This window comes from Ruminococcus sp. OM06-36AC (assembly GCF_003438725.1).
GTDB classification, from domain to species: Bacteria; Bacillota; Clostridia; order Oscillospirales; family Ruminococcaceae; genus Ruminococcus_C; species Ruminococcus_C callidus.
The window spans coordinates 80,485-97,197 of sequence record NZ_QSTT01000003.1; the positions used below are offsets into that span (position 1 = coordinate 80,485).

Sequence of the window (16,713 nt, forward strand, 5' to 3'; positions counted from 1 at the left end):
TTTATGTTTTAGTTCCGCCACTGCCGCCGATAGGCTCCGGCAGAAATCCCCTCTGTGGTACGGAAGATCCGATTGAAATAACTGGAATCGTGTATGCCGCACTCCTCTGCAATAGTGTCGATTTGCTTATCTGTAAATCGCAGTTCGTTTTTGGCATAGTTCATACGGCACTGGTTGATAAACTGCACGATCGTTACGCCGTACCGCCGTTTGAATCCACGCAGCATATAGTATTTGCTCACACTGAAACGCTTTCCCAGATTCTCCAGTGTGATTTTTTCTGCAAAGTGTTCTTCCAGATACTGATGAATTTGTTCCCATTTCTGGAGTGTTTCCCCCGAAGCATGCCCGCCGCGTTCCGGTTTTTTGGTCAGCAACAGCGTCATCAGCTGAGTCAGGCACTCGGATTCATACAGTTCATAATCCGGTGCTTCTTCTCTTGCAATAGATTCCAAACGCAGGAGCACAGGTTCTACCCAGTCTGCTGCACCGCCGAGAACAACTGAAACATTCCGCTGCCGAAAGACCTCGTATAAATGTGGCATTACCTGTCCGTTCCAGTGTACCCAAAGGATTTTCCACGGTTCTCTGGCATCACAGCAATGAGAATAGGGTTGGTGGCAGTCCAGAAACGCCACGTCCCCCTCTTGCAGGGCAAGAGTTTCCTCTCCGACGGTAACTGTTCCGCAGCCTTCTTCCACCAGAATCAGCAGATACGAATCCAACGAATTCCGCCAGTTCTGACGCGGCTCTTTACAAGTCATTTCTCCGATTTCCTGCACATACAGCAGAGCCTCCCGTGCCAATGCCGAGGGTGTCCGCAGGATTCTTCTGGATTCCATATACGCATTTTCCACGGTTTTTAAACCAGCTTCCTGTGTTTCCATACTGAATCGACCCTTTCTTCCTCAAAAGTTGAAAAGCATTTGAATTCCATTATATTATACAAAATACAAGCCGAAAATTCAAGTATTTTTTGAAAATTTTCACAAAAGAAAAAGCATCAGAACCGCAAATCACTTTTGCAATTCCAATGCTTTTGGTTTCAGATTATGAAGTTGACTTCTTTCGGGAAAGCAGTCCGGCAATTCCGAAAAACAGCAGAATGACCACAAGGGCACTGCCGGCATTCAGCAGCGATTCCGAAAAGTCGAAGTGCCGTCCGGCAATCGGGATTTTTTGCAGTTCGTCCAAAAACGCAATTGTCGTGCTGCAAGCTGCCGCTCCCAGAATACGCCACCCGATTCGATGCAGTTCCAGAAGCAGCTGCCAGAGCAGAGCCATCATGCCGCCCAGTATCGCATACAGGAAAACATGTGCCAGTTTTCGCAGCAGCAGGTTCAGATGGTTCAGCTGCTGTACAGTAGGAGATTCATAGATCCAGCTGCCGATTTTTCGGGCAAAACGCATGCTGTCCTGCAGCGTTTCCGTTCCGTCTGCGGTGGACAGCCGCCACATCAATCCCAGCCACACTGCCATAACGACAAGCAATCCCACGATTTTTTTCCAGTTCCGCATGCTCTTATCCTTTCCCAGACACGTCTTTGTGCTGTATTGCCTTAGAGAAACGTTATTCTTCCGGCTCCTCGTCCCGCAGCTGCTGCAATTCTTCTGGTGTGAACGTATACTTCTTGCCGCAGAAATGGCAGTTGACCTCTACCGGTTCCCCTTCTGCGATCAGCTGTGTCAGTTCCTGATTGCCCAGTGCTTTCAGGACACGCTCGGTTCGTTCCCGATTGCAGTCGCACTGGTAGTGCACTTCGCCCTCGTCCAGCAGGTTCGGTTCCAGTCCGTCCAGCAGCCGCAAAGCGATCTGATCCGTTGTCATGCCCTGTGTCATCATAGTGGTTACCGGCGGCAGTGTTTTCAGATTTTTCTCAATGGTATCAATGCAGGCATCGCTGGCAAAAGGCAGCACTTCAATCAGGAAGCCGCCGGCAACATTGACTGTCAGATCCGGATTCACCAACACGCCCAGTCCGCAAACCGTAGGTGTCTGTTCACTAGTGGCAAAATACTGTGCCACGTCCTCGGCGATCTCACCGGACACCAGCGGCACAATGCCCACATAAGGCTCTTTCAGCCCCAAATCTTTTACCACAGACAGCGTACCGTCTGTACCTACGGCACCGCCAACGTCCAGTTTTCCCTTGGCATTCAGCGGCAGTTCCACCACCGGCTGATCTACGTCTGCCTTGACATTTCCCCGACTGTCTGCCACAGCTACCAGCATGCCTGCCGGACCGCCACCCTTGACACGCAGGGTGACAGTATCGTTCTCGTTCTTCAGATCATAGCCCATCATACTTGCCGCAATGGACAGCCGCCCCAGTGCCGCTGTAACTACCGCAGATGTCTGGTGAATCTTTTCGATCTCTGCGACAATATCCGTGGCATCTACCGCAGTTGCCACGACTGATGCATCTTTTGCAATTGCACGTTTCAGAATTCCCATTGTTTATGCTTCCTTTCTCGCCACAACCACCATGCGTTCGCTGTCCGAATGCAGTGGTTCTTCTGTATCTGCATGATAAATGCCCAGCACGTGAAATCCAATGGTTTCCAGTGCCGCCTGCACCTGTTCCGGTGCATAAGCACGCTCGGTGATCTGCTCCTCTGTCCGCCGATAGCGACCGTCTGCACAAAGCTGAAACAGATCCAGTGTGATCTCCACGGTGCAGTTGTCCTCGCACAACGCGTTTTCCCAGACGCAGTAAACCGCATCTGTTTCGTAGACGTAGACCTGATTTCCCAGCAGTTCCCGATGCTTATAGAGCGTGTTCATATCGAACACAAACACGCCGCCGGTTTCCGTGGATTCCCACACACGCTGAAACACCGTTGTGACATCTTCAAACGACGGCAGGTGGTTCAGACTGTCCAGCGTACAGATCACGGCATCAACGGTGCCATAGAGTTCCAGTTCCCGCATATCCTGACAAACATACTGGATCGGCAGCTGCTTTTCGATTTTCTTTTCCATTGCCTGCCCCAGCATGCCCTCGGAATAGTCCACACCGATCATGTCATAGCCACGTTCTGCCATTTCTTCTGTCATGGTGCCGGTACCGCATGCCAGATCCAGCATGACTTTGCCGGCAGACTGTTTGTACTTCTGCACCAGTCCGTCCAGATACGCCGCCCGTGCCGGATAGTTGACATTTTCCGTCAGGGCATCATAGTAAAACGAAAATGTTTCATAGCCCGTTTCCTGCATGAATCCACCTCCACACAAAACAAGGGCACACAGCGAATGCCATGTCCCCCTGTTTTCGTTTGCTTATTTGGTAGGGCAGCACACTTTCACCAGATCGTGTGCCGCATTTTCCGAAACATTCTTACTTCTTCTTTGCACTGCGACGCTGACCGCCGAAGCTGCCGTCGCCTGCTCCTGCATTGGGAGCGTCCGGCTTGGAAACCTGTTCTCTCTCCGGAGCCTGATTCTTCTGAAGGCGAACTGTCAGCAGCATGCGGACAGTGTCCTCGCGGATAGAATCTACCATTGCATCGAACATTTCGAAGCCCTCATAACGATATTCGACAACCGGATTCTGCTGACCATACGCCCGCAGACCGATACCCTTTTTCAGTTCGTCCATATCGTCGATGTGTGCCATCCACTTGGTATCGACAACCTTCAGCAGTACAACGCGTTCCAGTTCCCGCATTACTTCGGAGCCGAATTCTTCTTCCTTTGCAGCATACAAAGACTTTGCCTTTTCAGTCAGAGCCTCGGTAATGTCCGCAGTAGTCAGACCTGCCAGATCGGTTTCATCATATTCCAGATCGCCTTCTTCTGTGATCCAGCCCAGGAAGTGATCCCGCAGACCAACCAGATTCCACTGGTTGTGATCGGTTTCTTCTTCGTTGATGTACTGCTTTACAGTTCCGGCAATCAGTTCCTCGAACATCTTGAGGATGCTGTCGTGAATGTCTTCGCCGTCCAGTACCTGTGCACGCTGCTTATAAATGATCTCACGCTGGGTGTTCATAACGTCGTCGTAGTTCAGGACGTTCTTACGGATATTGAAGTTCCGTCCCTCTACCTTTCTCTGGGAGGACTCGATGATCTTGGTCAGAGCCTTGCTCTCGATCGGGGTATCCTCGTCCACGTTCAATGTACGCATCATGTTTTCCAGACGATCGCCGGCAAAAATACGCATCAGGTCATCTTCTACCGACAGGAAGAAGCGGCTTTCACCCTCGTCACCCTGACGGCCGGAACGACCACGCAGCTGGTTATCGATACGGCGGGATTCGTGACGTTCTGTACCCAGAATATACAGACCGCCAGCCTCCTTGACTGCCTGTGCCTTTTCCTTGACTTCTTCGCCGAACTGTTTGTACAGTTCCTGATATACGGCTCTTGCGTCCAGCACTTCCTGATTGTCTGTATCTGCATAGCCGATTGCTTCTGTAATGATTTCTTCCGGATATTCCCGCTTCCGCATTTCTGCCTTGGCGAGGAATTCGGCATTACCGCCCAGCATAATATCCGTACCACGACCAGCCATATTGGTGGCAATGGTAACTGCACCCAGCTTACCAGCCTGTGCAACGATCTCTGCTTCCTTTGCGTGATACTTTGCGTTCAGGACTTCGTGCTTGATGCCCTTTCGTTTCAGCATGCTGGAGAGCAGTTCAGATTTTTCAATGGAAATGGTACCTACCAGAACCGGCTGTCCCTTTTCATGACACTCAGCGATCTGCTCAATGATTGCCTTATACTTGCCCTTTTCAGTGCGGTAGATCAGGTCGGTGTGGTCGATACGCTGTACCGGACGGTTGGTCGGGATCGCGATAACGTCCAGCTTGTAGATCTCACGGAATTCGTCTTCCTCTGTCATTGCAGTACCGGTCATACCGGACAGCTTGGTGTACAGGCGGAAGTAGTTCTGGAATGTGATGGTTGCCAGCGTCTTGGATTCCTGTGCGACCTCTACACCTTCCTTGGCTTCGATTGCCTGATGCAGACCGTCATTGAAACGACGACCCAGCATCTTACGACCGGTGAATTCGTCGATGATGACAACTTCGCCGTCCTCTACGATATAGTCAATGTCTTTCCGCATGACACCGTTTGCCTTCAATGCCTGATTGACATGGTGCAGCAGGGTCATGTTTTCCGGATCCATCAGGTTTTCGACTGCAAAATATTCCTCTGCCTTCTTGACACCGCGGCGGGTAATGGTTGCAGTCTTTGACTTTTCGTCTACAATGTAGTCGGCGTTTTCGTTGACTTCTTCCTGATCCTGCTTATCGTCCATTTCCACGACAGTTGCAGCGGTCAGAGTCTTGGCGAACTTGTCCACCACGCCGTACAGAGCAGTAGACTTATCGCCCTTACCGGAAATAATCAGCGGAGTTCTGGCTTCATCAATGAGAATGGAGTCCACTTCGTCCACGATCGCGAAGTTGTGTTCCCGCTGTACCTTATCCTTTTTATAGATGACCATGTTGTCACGCAGGTAGTCAAATCCCAATTCGTTGTTGGTACCGTACGTAACATCACAGTTATATGCCGCACGACGCTGGTCGTTGGTCAGACCGTGGAGAATACAGCCGACAGTCAAGCCCAGATACCGCAGTACCTTGCCCATTTCGTCCGACTGTGTCTTTGCCAGATAGTCGTTGACTGTAACAACGTGTACGCCCTTGCCTGTCAGTGCATTCAGATATGCAGCCACACAGGCTACCAGTGTTTTACCTTCACCGGTTTTCATCTCGGCGATACGTCCCTGATGCAGGACAATGGCACCGATGATCTGTACCGGAAACGGTTTTTTGCCCAGAACACGGTATGCAGCTTCCCGCACGGTTGCCAGTGCTTCTGCCTCCATGCTTTCCAGCGATTCGCCGTCCTCCAGACGTTCCCGAAATTCATTGGTCTTTTCTTTCAGATCTGCATCAGAAAGTGCCTGATACTCCTCGTCCAGCTCCAGAACCTTTTTTTTCAGCGGTTCAATACGTGCCAGTTCACGGGTACTGTACGAACCGAATACTTTACTAAAAATGCCCATTGACTTACCGCCTTTTCATCGAAATATACAATAACTAGTATAGCACGAACCACTCTGCTTGTCAATAGATTTTGAAATATTTTCACAAAGTGCAATTCATTTTCAAGCAGATTCTCTGTGCATTCCGCAACATTTCCCCTGCCGGCTGTCGCGGAACTCGCCCTTACTCGCTTCGGGAGGGACAGAATGCCGCCATGGGACAGCTCTTGCACCGGGGCTTTCGTGCACGGCAGGTATCTCTGCCGAACCACACCACCCGATGACAAAAGTCCGAGGAACGCTCCGGCGGGATCAGCGGGCGGAGATCTTTTTCCACCTGTACAGGGTCTTTGGATTTGGTCAGTCCCAGCCGTCCGGTGATCCGGATAAAGTGGGTATCCGCCACGATTGCCGGCTTGCCGTAGACATCGCCGAGAATCAGGTTTGCAGTTTTGCGTCCCACGCCGGACAGGGAAAGCAAATCTTTCATATTGTCCGGCACCACGCCGCCGAAGTGCAGCAGCAGCTGGGCAGACATTTCCTTGATGCTCCTGGCTTTCATGTGATAGAAGCCGCAGGGACGGACGATCTCTTCCAAATCGCCGATGTCTGCCGCCGCCAGTGATTCCAGTGTGGGATAAGCTGCGAACAGCTTTGGTGTGATCTGGTTTACCCTTGCATCGGTACACTGTGCCGACAGCCGCACCGCGATCAGCAGTTCATAGGGCTTTTCATATTGCAGTGCACAGGTTGCCTGCGGATAGACTTCTTCCAGCGTCTGCACCGCCAGCAGGGCACGTTCTTTTTTGGTCATATGTGTTTCTCCTTTTTATTCTGTGACACGCTCCATTTTCAGCAGCGGAATAACTTCATCTTCGATTCTTTTTTCTCCGGTCAGACGGAACCCGTTTTTCTCATAAAATGCAATGCCGCGGGGCGAATCCGCTGAATCGGAATCCTGCAATGTTCCATACTGTTCCTCCATTCACAAAAACGTGTTTCAGGCAACAGGCTTTGCACGCAATCTGACAACGTATCTTGCTCACAAGCGTTATGCAGTGTTGCCTGAATCATAAAATGCAAACGCCTGCTGGAGCAATTTCCAAGCTTGTGTGTCGTTGCGGTCCCAGTACGTTTTCACGCGGCACAGCGTAGAAAACGGTTCTTTTGCCTTGACCGCTTCCGGCAAGTAATGCCATAGGCAAAAGCAGCCGATGCTGTATGTTTCAGGGTTAAATTGGCTTTCCTCATATTGCTTTTGCAATGCGGAAAACAGATATTTTCCCAAAGCAGCATAACTGGAAGAATCCGCACGTCCGGCAGACACGCTCTCATAGTTCCAGTGGTGCAGAAACAAACGACAAGTGACTTTGCGGCTTTCAGAAAATTTTTTCAGCTTCAGCAGTAAGGCGTTTTCGGGGTACTCCGAAAGAAGCGTATCCAGCATGGACAAATAAGTTTCACTGGAATGAAACCCGCAGTTCCACAGCAAAAATTCCCCGTACAGTTCTTCGATTCGCGATTCCCGTTCCACTTTCGGCAAATCTTCTTCATACAGTTCCAGCCATGTTTCCACGGGAATCCCGCCAATCTGAAAAAATCTCACATTTTCCCAACGTTCTTTGACAGATCGCCCATGAAAAATTTTTGCATTCAACAGTGCCGAAGCTGTACGAAAACAGCCGCCCTCCGAAATATCGCAGTACCCTGCCCAATACGGTTCCTCGTATTCCCGAAGGCAACCCAAATAATATTCTTCGTCCGGAGCATAGTCCAGATAAAACACCGTTTCATCAATCAAAAACCAGTTGTCATGTTCAAAGATCCGCAGGAATTCCGCATAGGAAAAAGGATTCTGATGTTCCACGTTCTATGCCTCCATTATTTTCGCCGCATAAACTTCCCCCACTGCCGGTGCAGGAATTGTTCCTTGGGCAACACCGCACAAAGCTTGTGCGTAAGGTGCGTTGTCAGATTTTTCGGCAGATTGCCTAGAAATTCCGCAGGCATACTGCCGTATGGCAAGGGATTTCTGGGCAATATGACGGAAAATCTGCACGCAGATTGCGTGCAAAGCCGTCAGGCGGGCTTTGTGCGGTATTGCCCTTGGTCGCGTAACGCGAATGCCAGCTTTTCTTATAAAGAAGTGCATCCGCTTGCAGCTGCTCTGAGCCACTTGTAAATATCATCGCAACTGTACGATTTCTGTCGTATTTATTCTACCATATTACTGGGATAAAATCAAGGGCAGCACAGAAAGATTGCACACAAGTCTATCGGGCGATTCTGCAGTACAGACATTCCCAGCTATATGTTTTGCATGTGCTCCTGTAAATTATTTTTGAACGGACACATTCTGTGATAAGAGCAGTTTTTCTGTTTTTTTGAGCTCTGGTTTTCCATGTCATGATAGAATGCAGTGTTTCCCAAGAAAAACAGGCTGCACCTCCGTTTCCGGAAATGCAGCCTGTTTTGCAAAGGGTATATGAATAACTTGAAATTGTCAGAATAATAAGGAAGCACTGCATAAAGCTTGTGCGTAAATTGTACAAAAATTCCACAGGCAAACTGTATGCAGTGTTTCCATAACATCAATTCAGATTGGTATAGCCCATTAGGTACTGGTCTACTTCCTTGGCAGCTTCTCTGCCCTCACGAATTGCCCAGACTACCAGCGACTGTCCGCGGTGCATATCGCCTGCGGTGAACACCTTTTCCACGCTGGTGCTGTAGTGACCGATCTTGGTGGAAACATTGGTTCGCGGTGTGGTTTCCACGCCAAATGCATCTGTCACATATGCCTGTGCCCCCAGAAATCCTGCGGCGATCAACACCAGATCTGCGTCCAGAATCTGTTCGCTGCCCTCGATTTCTTCCATTCGCATTCTGCCGGTCTTGGGATCGTGTACAGATTGCAGCTTAATGGTTTCCACTGCACGAACGTGATTCTTGTCGTCCTTGATGAACCGCTTTACCGTTGTCTGGTAGATTCGCGGATCGTGACCAAATACGGCAATGGCTTCTTCCTGACCGTAGTCTGTCTTGCAGACACGGGGCCACTCCGGCCACGGATTGCTTTCGGCACGGGTGTCCGGCAGCTTCGGCATCATTTCCAGCTGTACCACAGACTTGCAGCCGTGGCGAATGGCAGTACCGACGCAGTCATTACCCGTGTCGCCGCCGCCGATGACGATGACATTCTTGTACTTGGCACTGATATAGTAACCGTCAGACAGGTTGGAGTTGATCAGGCTCTTTGTGGTGGCTTTCAGGAAGTCCACTGCATAGTAAATGCCGTCTGCGTCCCGACCGTCTGCGTTGATGTTTCTCGGATTCGAAGAACCACACGCCAGAATGACTGCATCATACTCTTTCAGCAGCTGCTCCGCAGAAATGTCCTTGCCCACATCTACGCTGGTGCGGAACTCTACACCCTCTTCCTGCATCATGTCCACACGCCGCTGTACTACCGTTTTTTCCAGCTTCATGTTCGGGATTCCGTACATCAGCAGACCGCCCACACGGTCTTCCCGTTCGAATACTGTCACATGATGTCCACGCTTGTTCAGCTGCAATGCTGCCGCCAGACCGGACGGACCGGAACCGACCACTGCCACACGCTTGCCGGTGCGGACTTTCGGCGGATTTGCCTTGATGTGCCCGCTGGCAAATGCCTTTTCGATAATGGCGTATTCATTTTCCTTGACGGTGACCGGATCGCCGTTCAGACCGCAGGTACATGCCTTTTCACACAGTGCCGGACAAACACGGGAGGTGAATTCCGGAAAACAGTTGGTCAGCAGCAGCCGGTCCGCAGCTTCTTCCCAGAAGCCGTTGTAGACCATGTCGTTCCACTCCGGACAAAGGTTATTCAGCGGGCAGCCGGAAACCATGCCAAAGATCGGCTTGCCTGCCTGACAGAACGGGACACCGCAGTCCATGCAGCGGGCACCCTGTTTCCGGCGTTCTTCGTCGGAAAGCGGGGTATGAAATTCCCGATAGGTCTTGATTCGTTCCAGCGGTTCCTGTCCAGCATTTTCGACTCTCTCATATTCGAGAAATCCAGTTGATTTTCCCATGATAGCTCCTCCTGTTAATTTCTCGTGTTGGCATAAAATGCCTCGATCTGTGCTTCTTCACGGCTCATGCCCTCTGCCTCAAATTCTGCAATGCTGTCCAGCATCTTTGCATAATCATGGGGTACGATCTTCTTGAAGTGCGGCAGGCAGGTGTCGAAATTCTTCAGAATCTTCTTGCCCAGCTTGGAATCTGTCCATGCCACGTGTTCTTCGATCAGACCTTTCAGCTGTGCCACATCTTCCGGCTTGGTAACTGCACCGAAGCCTACCAGCGACTTGTTCAGCTTGGTGTACAAATCATTTTCCCGATCCAGTACGTAAGCAATACCGCCGCTCATACCTGCGGCAAAGTTTTTGCCCACTTCGCCCAGAATGACTGCACAGCCGCCGGTCATGTACTCACAGCCGTGTTCACCGACACCTTCTACTACGACAGAAGCACCGGAGTTGCGGACGCAGAAACGTTCGCCTGCCACGCCATTGATGAATGCCTTACCGCTGGTCGCACCGAACAGTGCCACGTTGCCGATAATGATGTTTTCGTCTTCCTTAAACTTGGAACCCTTGGGCGGGAACACTGCCAGCTTACCGCCGGACAAGCCCTTGCCGAAATAGTCGTTGCTGTCCCCTTCCAGAGCCAGTGTCAGACCCTTCGGAATGAACGCACCGAAACTCTGTCCGCCGGCACCGGTACAGTGTACCACAAAGGTGTCGTCCTCCAGTGTATTATAATATTTCCGTGTGATCTCCGCACCGAACAGCGTGCCCAGTGCACGGTTCAGGTTGCTGACATTGATACGGATCTCTTTCTTCTGCTTCTTTGCCAGTGCTTCTTTCATTTCCGGAATGATCACGGTTTCATCGATGGTCTTATCCAGCTTGAAATCGAAAACGTCTTCCGGCACGAAGTGCATCTTGACATCGCTTTCTTCCTTGGCATAGGGATTGGTGAGGATATTAGACATATCGATCTTGCTCTCGTGTGTGCCTGCCGGATACTGCTTCTGTACCAGCAGATCAGAACGTCCCACCAGTTCATCTACGGTGTGGATTCCCAGCTTTGCCATGTATTCCCGCATTTCCTGTGCCATAAACCGCATGAAGTTGATGACATATTCCGGCTTGCCGCGGAAACGTTTCCGCAGTTCCGGATTCTGTGTGGCAACGCCTACCGGACAGGTATCCAGATTGCAGACACGCATCATCACGCAGCCCATTGTTACCAGCGGAGCCGTTGCGAAGCCATATTCTTCTGCACCCAGCATTGCGGCAATGACCACGTCACGTCCGCTCATCATTTTTCCGTCTGCCTCAATGACAACCTTGGAACGCAGATTGTTCTGGATCAGCGTCTGGTGTGTTTCTGCCAGACCCAGTTCCCACGGCAGACCTGCATTGTGAATAGAGCTGCCCGGAGCCGCACCGGTACCGCCGTCATAACCGGAAATCAGGATTACCCCTGCACCAGCCTTGGCAACGCCGGCTGCAATGGTGCCGACACCGGCTTCGGAAACCAGCTTCACGGAGATACGAGCCTTTTTGTTGGCATTTTTCAGGTCATAGATCAGCTGTGCCAGATCTTCGATAGAGTAAATATCGTGGTGCGGCGGCGGTGAGATCAGAGCCACACCCGGTGTGGAATGTCTGGTCTTGGCGATCCATGGGTACACTTTCTTTGCCGGCAGATGTCCGCCCTCACCGGGCTTTGCACCCTGTGCCATTTTGATCTGGATCTCCTTGGCGGAGGTCAGATACTTCGAGGTAACGCCGAAACGTCCGGAAGCCACCTGCTTGATTGCCGAGCACTTATCGACAGCACTGCCTGCGGTGACAATACGTTCCAGATCTTCGCCGCCCTCACCGCTGTTGGACTTGCCGCCGATACGGTTCATGGCAATTGCCATACACTCGTGGGCTTCCTGTGAAATGGAACCGTAAGACATCGCACCCGTCTTAAAGCGACGCATAATGGATTCTACGCTTTCCACTTCCTCCATAGGAATGCCGCCGTCCTCTGCAAACTTGAAGTCCAGCGTGCTGCGGAGCGTGATGTGCCGGTCTTCGGCATTGACACAGGCGGTATACTGCTTGAACAGATTGTAATCGTCCCGCCATGTTGCCTGCTGGAGCAGGTGAATGGTTTCCGGATTGTACAAGTGTTCTTCCTGATTGCTCCGTTCCTTGTGCCAGCCCACGCTGCGAAGTCCCTCGTCCATTCCCAGATCGTTGGGGTCAAAGGCACTCTCGTGCATGGTCATGCTGCGTTTTGCAATATCGTCCAGATCGATACCACCCACGCGGCTGACCGTATCCGGAAAATACTCGTTCATAACGCTCTCGCTGATGCCCAGTGCCTCGAAAATTTTGGAGCCCTGATAGGACTGAATGGTGGAGATACCCATTTTCGAAGCGATCTTGACGATACCGGAAACCAGTGCGTCAATATATGCCTTGCTTGCCTGCGAATAGTCCTTATCCACCAGACCGCGGTTGATCATGTCATACAGGGAATCCAGTGCCAGATACGGATTGACTGCACTTGCACCGAAGCCCAGCAGGGTTGCGAAATGATGTACTTCACAAGGCTCTGCAGTTTCGATGATCAGAGAAATTGCAGTATTCTTTCTGGTACGTACCAGATAGGTTTCCAGTGCAGCCACTGCCAGCAGCGACGGGATCGCCAAGTGGTCGTGATCGACACCACGGTCGGTCAGAATCAGAATCGTTGCACCCTTGGCGTGTGCTTCCTCTGCCTGCTGATACAGGTTTTCAATGGCATCATGGAGAGAAACGTCCTTGGTATACAGCATGGAAATGTCTGCGGTTTTCAGTCCGTCAATGTCCATGCCGCGAATCTTCATCATATCCAGATTGGTGAGAATCGGGTTGTTGACTTTCAGTACACGGCAGTTCCGTTCGTCTTCTTCCAGAATGTTGCCGGATACGCCCAGATAAACGGTGGTATCGGTGATAACAGATTCCCGAATGGAGTCGATCGGCGGGTTGGTGACCTGTGCGAACATCTGCTTGAAGTAATCAAACAGCGGCGGATTCTTCTTGGACATTGCAGGAATCGGGGTATCTGCACCCATTGCCGAAGTCGGTTCTCCGCCGTTCAGTGCCATAGGCACCATAACATGATACAGGGACTCGTAAGTATAGCCGAATGCACGCTGTAACCGGAGCAGTTCCTTTCCGCCATGACGGAAAGGACGCTTGTTGGGAACTTTCAGTTCGCTCAGGCTGAACAGGTTGTGATCCAGCCATTCGCCGTAAGGCTGACGCTTTGCATAGAAATTCTTAATGGTTTCGTCGTCGATCAGCTTGCCTTTGACGGTATCCACCAGCAACATCTTTCCGGGGTGCAGTCTTTCTTTCTTGACGATCTTTTCTGCCGGAATATCGTCCAGTGCACCGACCTCCGAGGACAAGATCAGACATCCGTCATCGGTCACATAATAACGGGACGGACGCAGACCGTTTCTGTCCAGTACTGCACCCATGATGTCGCCGTCGGAGAAAATGATCGAAGCCGGACCGTCCCACGGTTCCATCATGGTTGCGTAGTACTGATAGAACGCACGCTTTTCACGGCTCATGGTGGGGATATGCTGCCACGGTTCCGGAATGGTCATCATCACTGCCAGCGGCAGATCCATGCCGGACATGGTCATGAATTCCAAGGTATTGTCCAGACGGGCAGAGTCGGAACCCCGAACGTCCAGCATCGGGAAAATATCCTTCATGCGGTCGTCCAGTGCCTTGCAGTGGAGAATATTTTCACGGCTCAGCATCTTATCCACGTTACCGGTAATGGTGTTGATCTCACCGTTGTGCACCATCATGCGGTTCGGGTGTGAACGCTGCCAGCTGGGGTTAGTGTTGGTGCTGAAACGGGAGTGTACGATACCGATCGCCGAATGATAATCCGGACTATTCAGGTCGTGGTAGAACAGACGCAGCTGCTTGACCAAAAACATACCTTTATATACAATGGTACGGCTGGAGCAGGATACCACATAAGTTTCGCTGTCCCGCTTTTCGAATACCATGCGGGCGATGTACAGCTTCCGGTCGAATTCCAGACCCTTTTCACAGTCGTCCGGCTTCTTGATGAATGCCTGCATGATGTGCGGCATGCTGTCCAGAGCCTTGGTGCCCAGAACGTCCGGATCTACCGGTACTTCACGCCAGCCCAGAAATTCCAGATGTTCCTCTTTCAGCACTTCCTCAAAAGTCTGCATTGCCTTTTCGTATTTTTCCTTGGTCTGCGGGAAGAAGAACATGGCGATACCGTATTCCCGTTTGCCGCCGATCTGGATTCCAGCTTCCTTTGCCACTTTCGAAAAATAAGTGTGAGAGATCTGCAGCAGAATGCCTACGCCGTCACCCGTCTTGCCCTCGGCATCTTTACCGGCTCTGTGCTCCAGTGTTTCTACAATTCGGAGTGCACTGTCCACCACTTTCCGGTCCGATGTGCCGTCCATGTTGACAACCGCACCGATACCGCAGTTCTCGTGTTCAAAACGAGGGTCATACAAGCCGTTCTTTGCAAACGGCTCTTGGTTTCTGTAGTTATCCATAATCACTTCTCCTTTGCAAGATGTGCAAAATAACAAAAAAACGCCTTATGAAAAGAAACGTCCTGTTTCTTTCCATAAAGCGTCATTGCTTTCCTTCATTTTGCGATCCTCTGATCGCTTTTGCTAATATTCATTATAGACCATTCCGCCGGCTTTGTCAATAGGTTTTTTTCAATTTTTCCGAAAAAAGCAAGAAAAACGCCTATTTTTTTCTTTTATAAAAAAGAAAATGCTGCAGATTTTTTCAGAAATTCCACTGCACTTGATTTTTGAAAGTTCCGTTTCCTTTTGCTGTGAGAAGAAAAGTGCAAGTCAGCCGGAAACAGCTGTTCCCTTGTCGAAAACAGCCTTGCAAGCAAAAAGCAAAGCCGCAAAGACAACTGCAATTGTCCCTGCGGCATCACTCCGAACTATAACAGCCTCTCCCACTTGAGAGCCGTTCTCTGTTCTCCATTCCCTCTTATAGAAACACTGCATAAATCCCGCCTGTCGGCTTTGCATGCAATCTGCTTGCAAGCTTTATGCAGTGTTTCCCTTATTTTCGAGAAAGCATACCTCATATTCGCTTCTCCAGCCTATTGTATCATTAATCACACCTATATTTTATCACATATCTGGAAAAAATCAATTAGAGATGATGCTATTTTCTAAGAAATTGTGCTATTATTCTTTTCACAGAAGAATGATTTCTTATAGAGATGTTCTGCAAATCTCTGATTTTACAATTTCCATGTAGAATTTTCACAAATCACATGGTAACATAAAGATATATCCAAGAGAACACAGAACAGGAGAACTTTTATGGAGTACTGGATCATTCAAATCAAACCTTTCTCACCGAAGAAGCGAAACGAAAACATTGTTCTGAATTTTCAGAAGGACTGTATCCGGAACAACCTTTTCGGCATGGGTTGGAATATCGATGATAACGCCTATCCCGCCGGTGAACCCATGCCCGACTACGAAGAATATCAGCAGAAATGGCTGGAAACCGGCTCTGGAAATGTTTCCAAAACAGCATATCACGCCTATCAGAACATTCAGGCAGGAGATCTTGTGCTTTTCCGAGATCGAAACGCCAAATATTATATTGCAAAAGTGAAAACAACCGCACAGTGGCTGACCGAAGATACTGTTGATTTTGAAACATACCATAACGCCAAAGAAGCGGAAATGCCGTCTAATCCGTTGTCATGGGCATGCCGTGTGGAAAAGTGGTATCCGATTTCAGATGTGCCGTCGGCAGTAGTCGGGCGGTTTTCCCAGCGGCGGCAGCAGACCATCAGACGAATCGCGGACACGGACTTGCAAAAACTGGCGGACATCTTGTACAGTGTTGCGACACAGACGACATACGAAAAGATTCCGATTCACGCCGAGAATTTCTGCAAGGCTATGAATCCCGATGAACTGGAAGACCTTACAGCCATGTGGATTCTCGATAAGAACAACGAGGACAACAAGAACGACGAGAATAACGAGAACAACAAGAAATCGAACTTCTGCCTGCTCCCCTCCAGCTGCAAACGAAACACGCCGAAGTATGAATTCGAGCTGCTGGGCATGGAAAAGGAAAGCGGAAAAATCAGAAGAATCACCTGTCAGGTCAAGAATCAGGAAGAAATCCACGCTGACGATTACAGTTCCGATACGGATACCTACTGGAAAATCTATCTTTTTTCCGGCATTGCAGTTACTGATTCGGGCAAGAACAGCCCGCATATCCATGTGATCACAAAAGAAGACCTTTATCGGTTTCTCCTTGACAACCCGAATCAAAACCCGATCGTCAACGCCTATCGGGAAAAGCTGCAAAAGTGGTATACATTTTCCTAGCCTGACGGCTTTATACGGTGCTGTCATCAAAAAATCCCAGCCGCATTTTGTTTGCGACTGGGATTTTTGGTTTTTAAGGGCAATACCGCACAAAGATTGTGCGACAGATGCGTCGTCAAATTTTTCGTCAGATGAAACAAAAAGCGGAGTGAATACTTGATGTATTCACGAGCATTTTTGTGAAATATGACGGGAAATTTGCAAGCAGATGGCGTG

11 protein-coding genes are annotated in these 16,713 nt (G+C 50.1%); 1 reads left to right on the forward strand and 10 read right to left on the reverse strand.

Annotated elements, in window-relative coordinates:
- Positions 1-8: 8 nt before the first annotated feature.
- From DXB92_RS04040 to gltB, 10 genes are all read right to left on the reverse strand, one after another.
- Entirely contained in the window at positions 9-887 is an 879-nt protein-coding gene (locus DXB92_RS04040) for an AraC family transcriptional regulator (RefSeq protein ID WP_117732620.1), read from the reverse strand.
- Between the two features lie 163 nt (positions 888-1,050).
- Positions 1,051-1,518 carry a VanZ family protein gene (locus DXB92_RS04045; RefSeq protein WP_117732622.1) on the reverse strand — a complete coding sequence of 156 codons (468 nt, stop codon included), beginning with the start codon at positions 1,516-1,518 and terminating at the stop codon, positions 1,051-1,053.
- A gap of 52 nt (positions 1,519-1,570) precedes the next feature.
- On the reverse strand, positions 1,571-2,455 hold the full coding sequence (hslO, locus tag DXB92_RS04050) for an Hsp33 family molecular chaperone HslO (protein WP_117732624.1): 885 nt from the start codon (positions 2,453-2,455) through the stop codon (positions 1,571-1,573).
- Between the two features lie 3 nt (positions 2,456-2,458).
- On the reverse strand, positions 2,459-3,217 hold the full coding sequence (locus tag DXB92_RS04055) for a class I SAM-dependent methyltransferase (RefSeq protein ID WP_117732626.1): 759 nt from the start codon (positions 3,215-3,217) through the stop codon (positions 2,459-2,461).
- 121 nt (positions 3,218-3,338) lie between these two features.
- On the reverse strand, positions 3,339-6,020 hold the full coding sequence (gene secA, locus DXB92_RS04060) for a preprotein translocase subunit SecA (protein ID WP_117732628.1): 2,682 nt from the start codon (positions 6,018-6,020) through the stop codon (positions 3,339-3,341).
- A gap of 163 nt (positions 6,021-6,183) precedes the next feature.
- Positions 6,184-6,813 (reverse strand): endonuclease III, encoded by a 630-nt coding sequence (gene nth / locus DXB92_RS04065; RefSeq protein ID WP_021680664.1) that lies wholly within the window; start codon positions 6,811-6,813, stop codon positions 6,184-6,186.
- Positions 6,814-6,828: 15 nt separating this feature from the next.
- On the reverse strand, positions 6,829-6,984 hold the full coding sequence (locus tag DXB92_RS13495; protein ID WP_181976889.1) for a hypothetical protein: 156 nt from the start codon (positions 6,982-6,984) through the stop codon (positions 6,829-6,831).
- A gap of 66 nt (positions 6,985-7,050) precedes the next feature.
- The gene (locus DXB92_RS04070) at positions 7,051-7,866 is read right to left on the reverse strand and encodes a hypothetical protein (RefSeq protein ID WP_117732630.1); all 816 of its coding nucleotides are present in this window, start codon (positions 7,864-7,866) and stop codon (positions 7,051-7,053) included.
- Between the two features lie 724 nt (positions 7,867-8,590).
- On the reverse strand, positions 8,591-10,078 hold the full coding sequence (locus DXB92_RS04075; RefSeq protein WP_021680656.1) for a glutamate synthase subunit beta: 1,488 nt from the start codon (positions 10,076-10,078) through the stop codon (positions 8,591-8,593).
- A 14-nt stretch (positions 10,079-10,092) separates the two neighbouring features.
- Positions 10,093-14,661 carry a glutamate synthase large subunit gene (gltB, locus tag DXB92_RS04080; protein WP_021680655.1) on the reverse strand — a complete coding sequence of 1,523 codons (4,569 nt, stop codon included), beginning with the start codon at positions 14,659-14,661 and terminating at the stop codon, positions 10,093-10,095.
- 801 nt (positions 14,662-15,462) lie between these two features.
- Here gltB and DXB92_RS04085 point away from each other — a divergent pair.
- The gene (locus DXB92_RS04085; RefSeq protein WP_021680653.1) at positions 15,463-16,497 is read left to right on the forward strand and encodes a hypothetical protein; all 1,035 of its coding nucleotides are present in this window, start codon (positions 15,463-15,465) and stop codon (positions 16,495-16,497) included.
- The last annotated feature ends 216 nt before the right edge of the window (positions 16,498-16,713 follow it).

Excerpts from the sequence above, each read along its gene's own strand:
- DXB92_RS04055 (WP_117732626.1), bottom strand. The coding sequence starts at position 3,217 with ATGCAGGAAACGGGCTATGAAACATTTTCGTTTTACTATGATGCCCTG.
- nth (WP_021680664.1), bottom strand. The coding sequence starts at position 6,813 with ATGACCAAAAAAGAACGTGCCCTGCTGGCGGTGCAGACGCTGGAAGAA.
- DXB92_RS04040 (WP_117732620.1), bottom strand. The coding sequence starts at position 887 with ATGGAAACACAGGAAGCTGGTTTAAAAACCGTGGAAAATGCGTATATG.
- gltB (WP_021680655.1), bottom strand. The coding sequence starts at position 14,661 with ATGGATAACTACAGAAACCAAGAGCCGTTTGCAAAGAACGGCTTGTAT.
- DXB92_RS04085 (WP_021680653.1), top strand. The coding sequence starts at position 15,463 with ATGGAGTACTGGATCATTCAAATCAAACCTTTCTCACCGAAGAAGCGA.
- DXB92_RS04075 (WP_021680656.1), bottom strand. The coding sequence starts at position 10,078 with ATGGGAAAATCAACTGGATTTCTCGAATATGAGAGAGTCGAAAATGCT.
- hslO (WP_117732624.1), bottom strand. The coding sequence starts at position 2,455 with ATGGGAATTCTGAAACGTGCAATTGCAAAAGATGCATCAGTCGTGGCA.
- DXB92_RS04045 (WP_117732622.1), bottom strand. The coding sequence starts at position 1,518 with ATGCGGAACTGGAAAAAAATCGTGGGATTGCTTGTCGTTATGGCAGTG.
- DXB92_RS13495 (WP_181976889.1), bottom strand. The coding sequence starts at position 6,984 with ATGGAGGAACAGTATGGAACATTGCAGGATTCCGATTCAGCGGATTCG.
- secA (WP_117732628.1), bottom strand. The coding sequence starts at position 6,020 with ATGGGCATTTTTAGTAAAGTATTCGGTTCGTACAGTACCCGTGAACTG.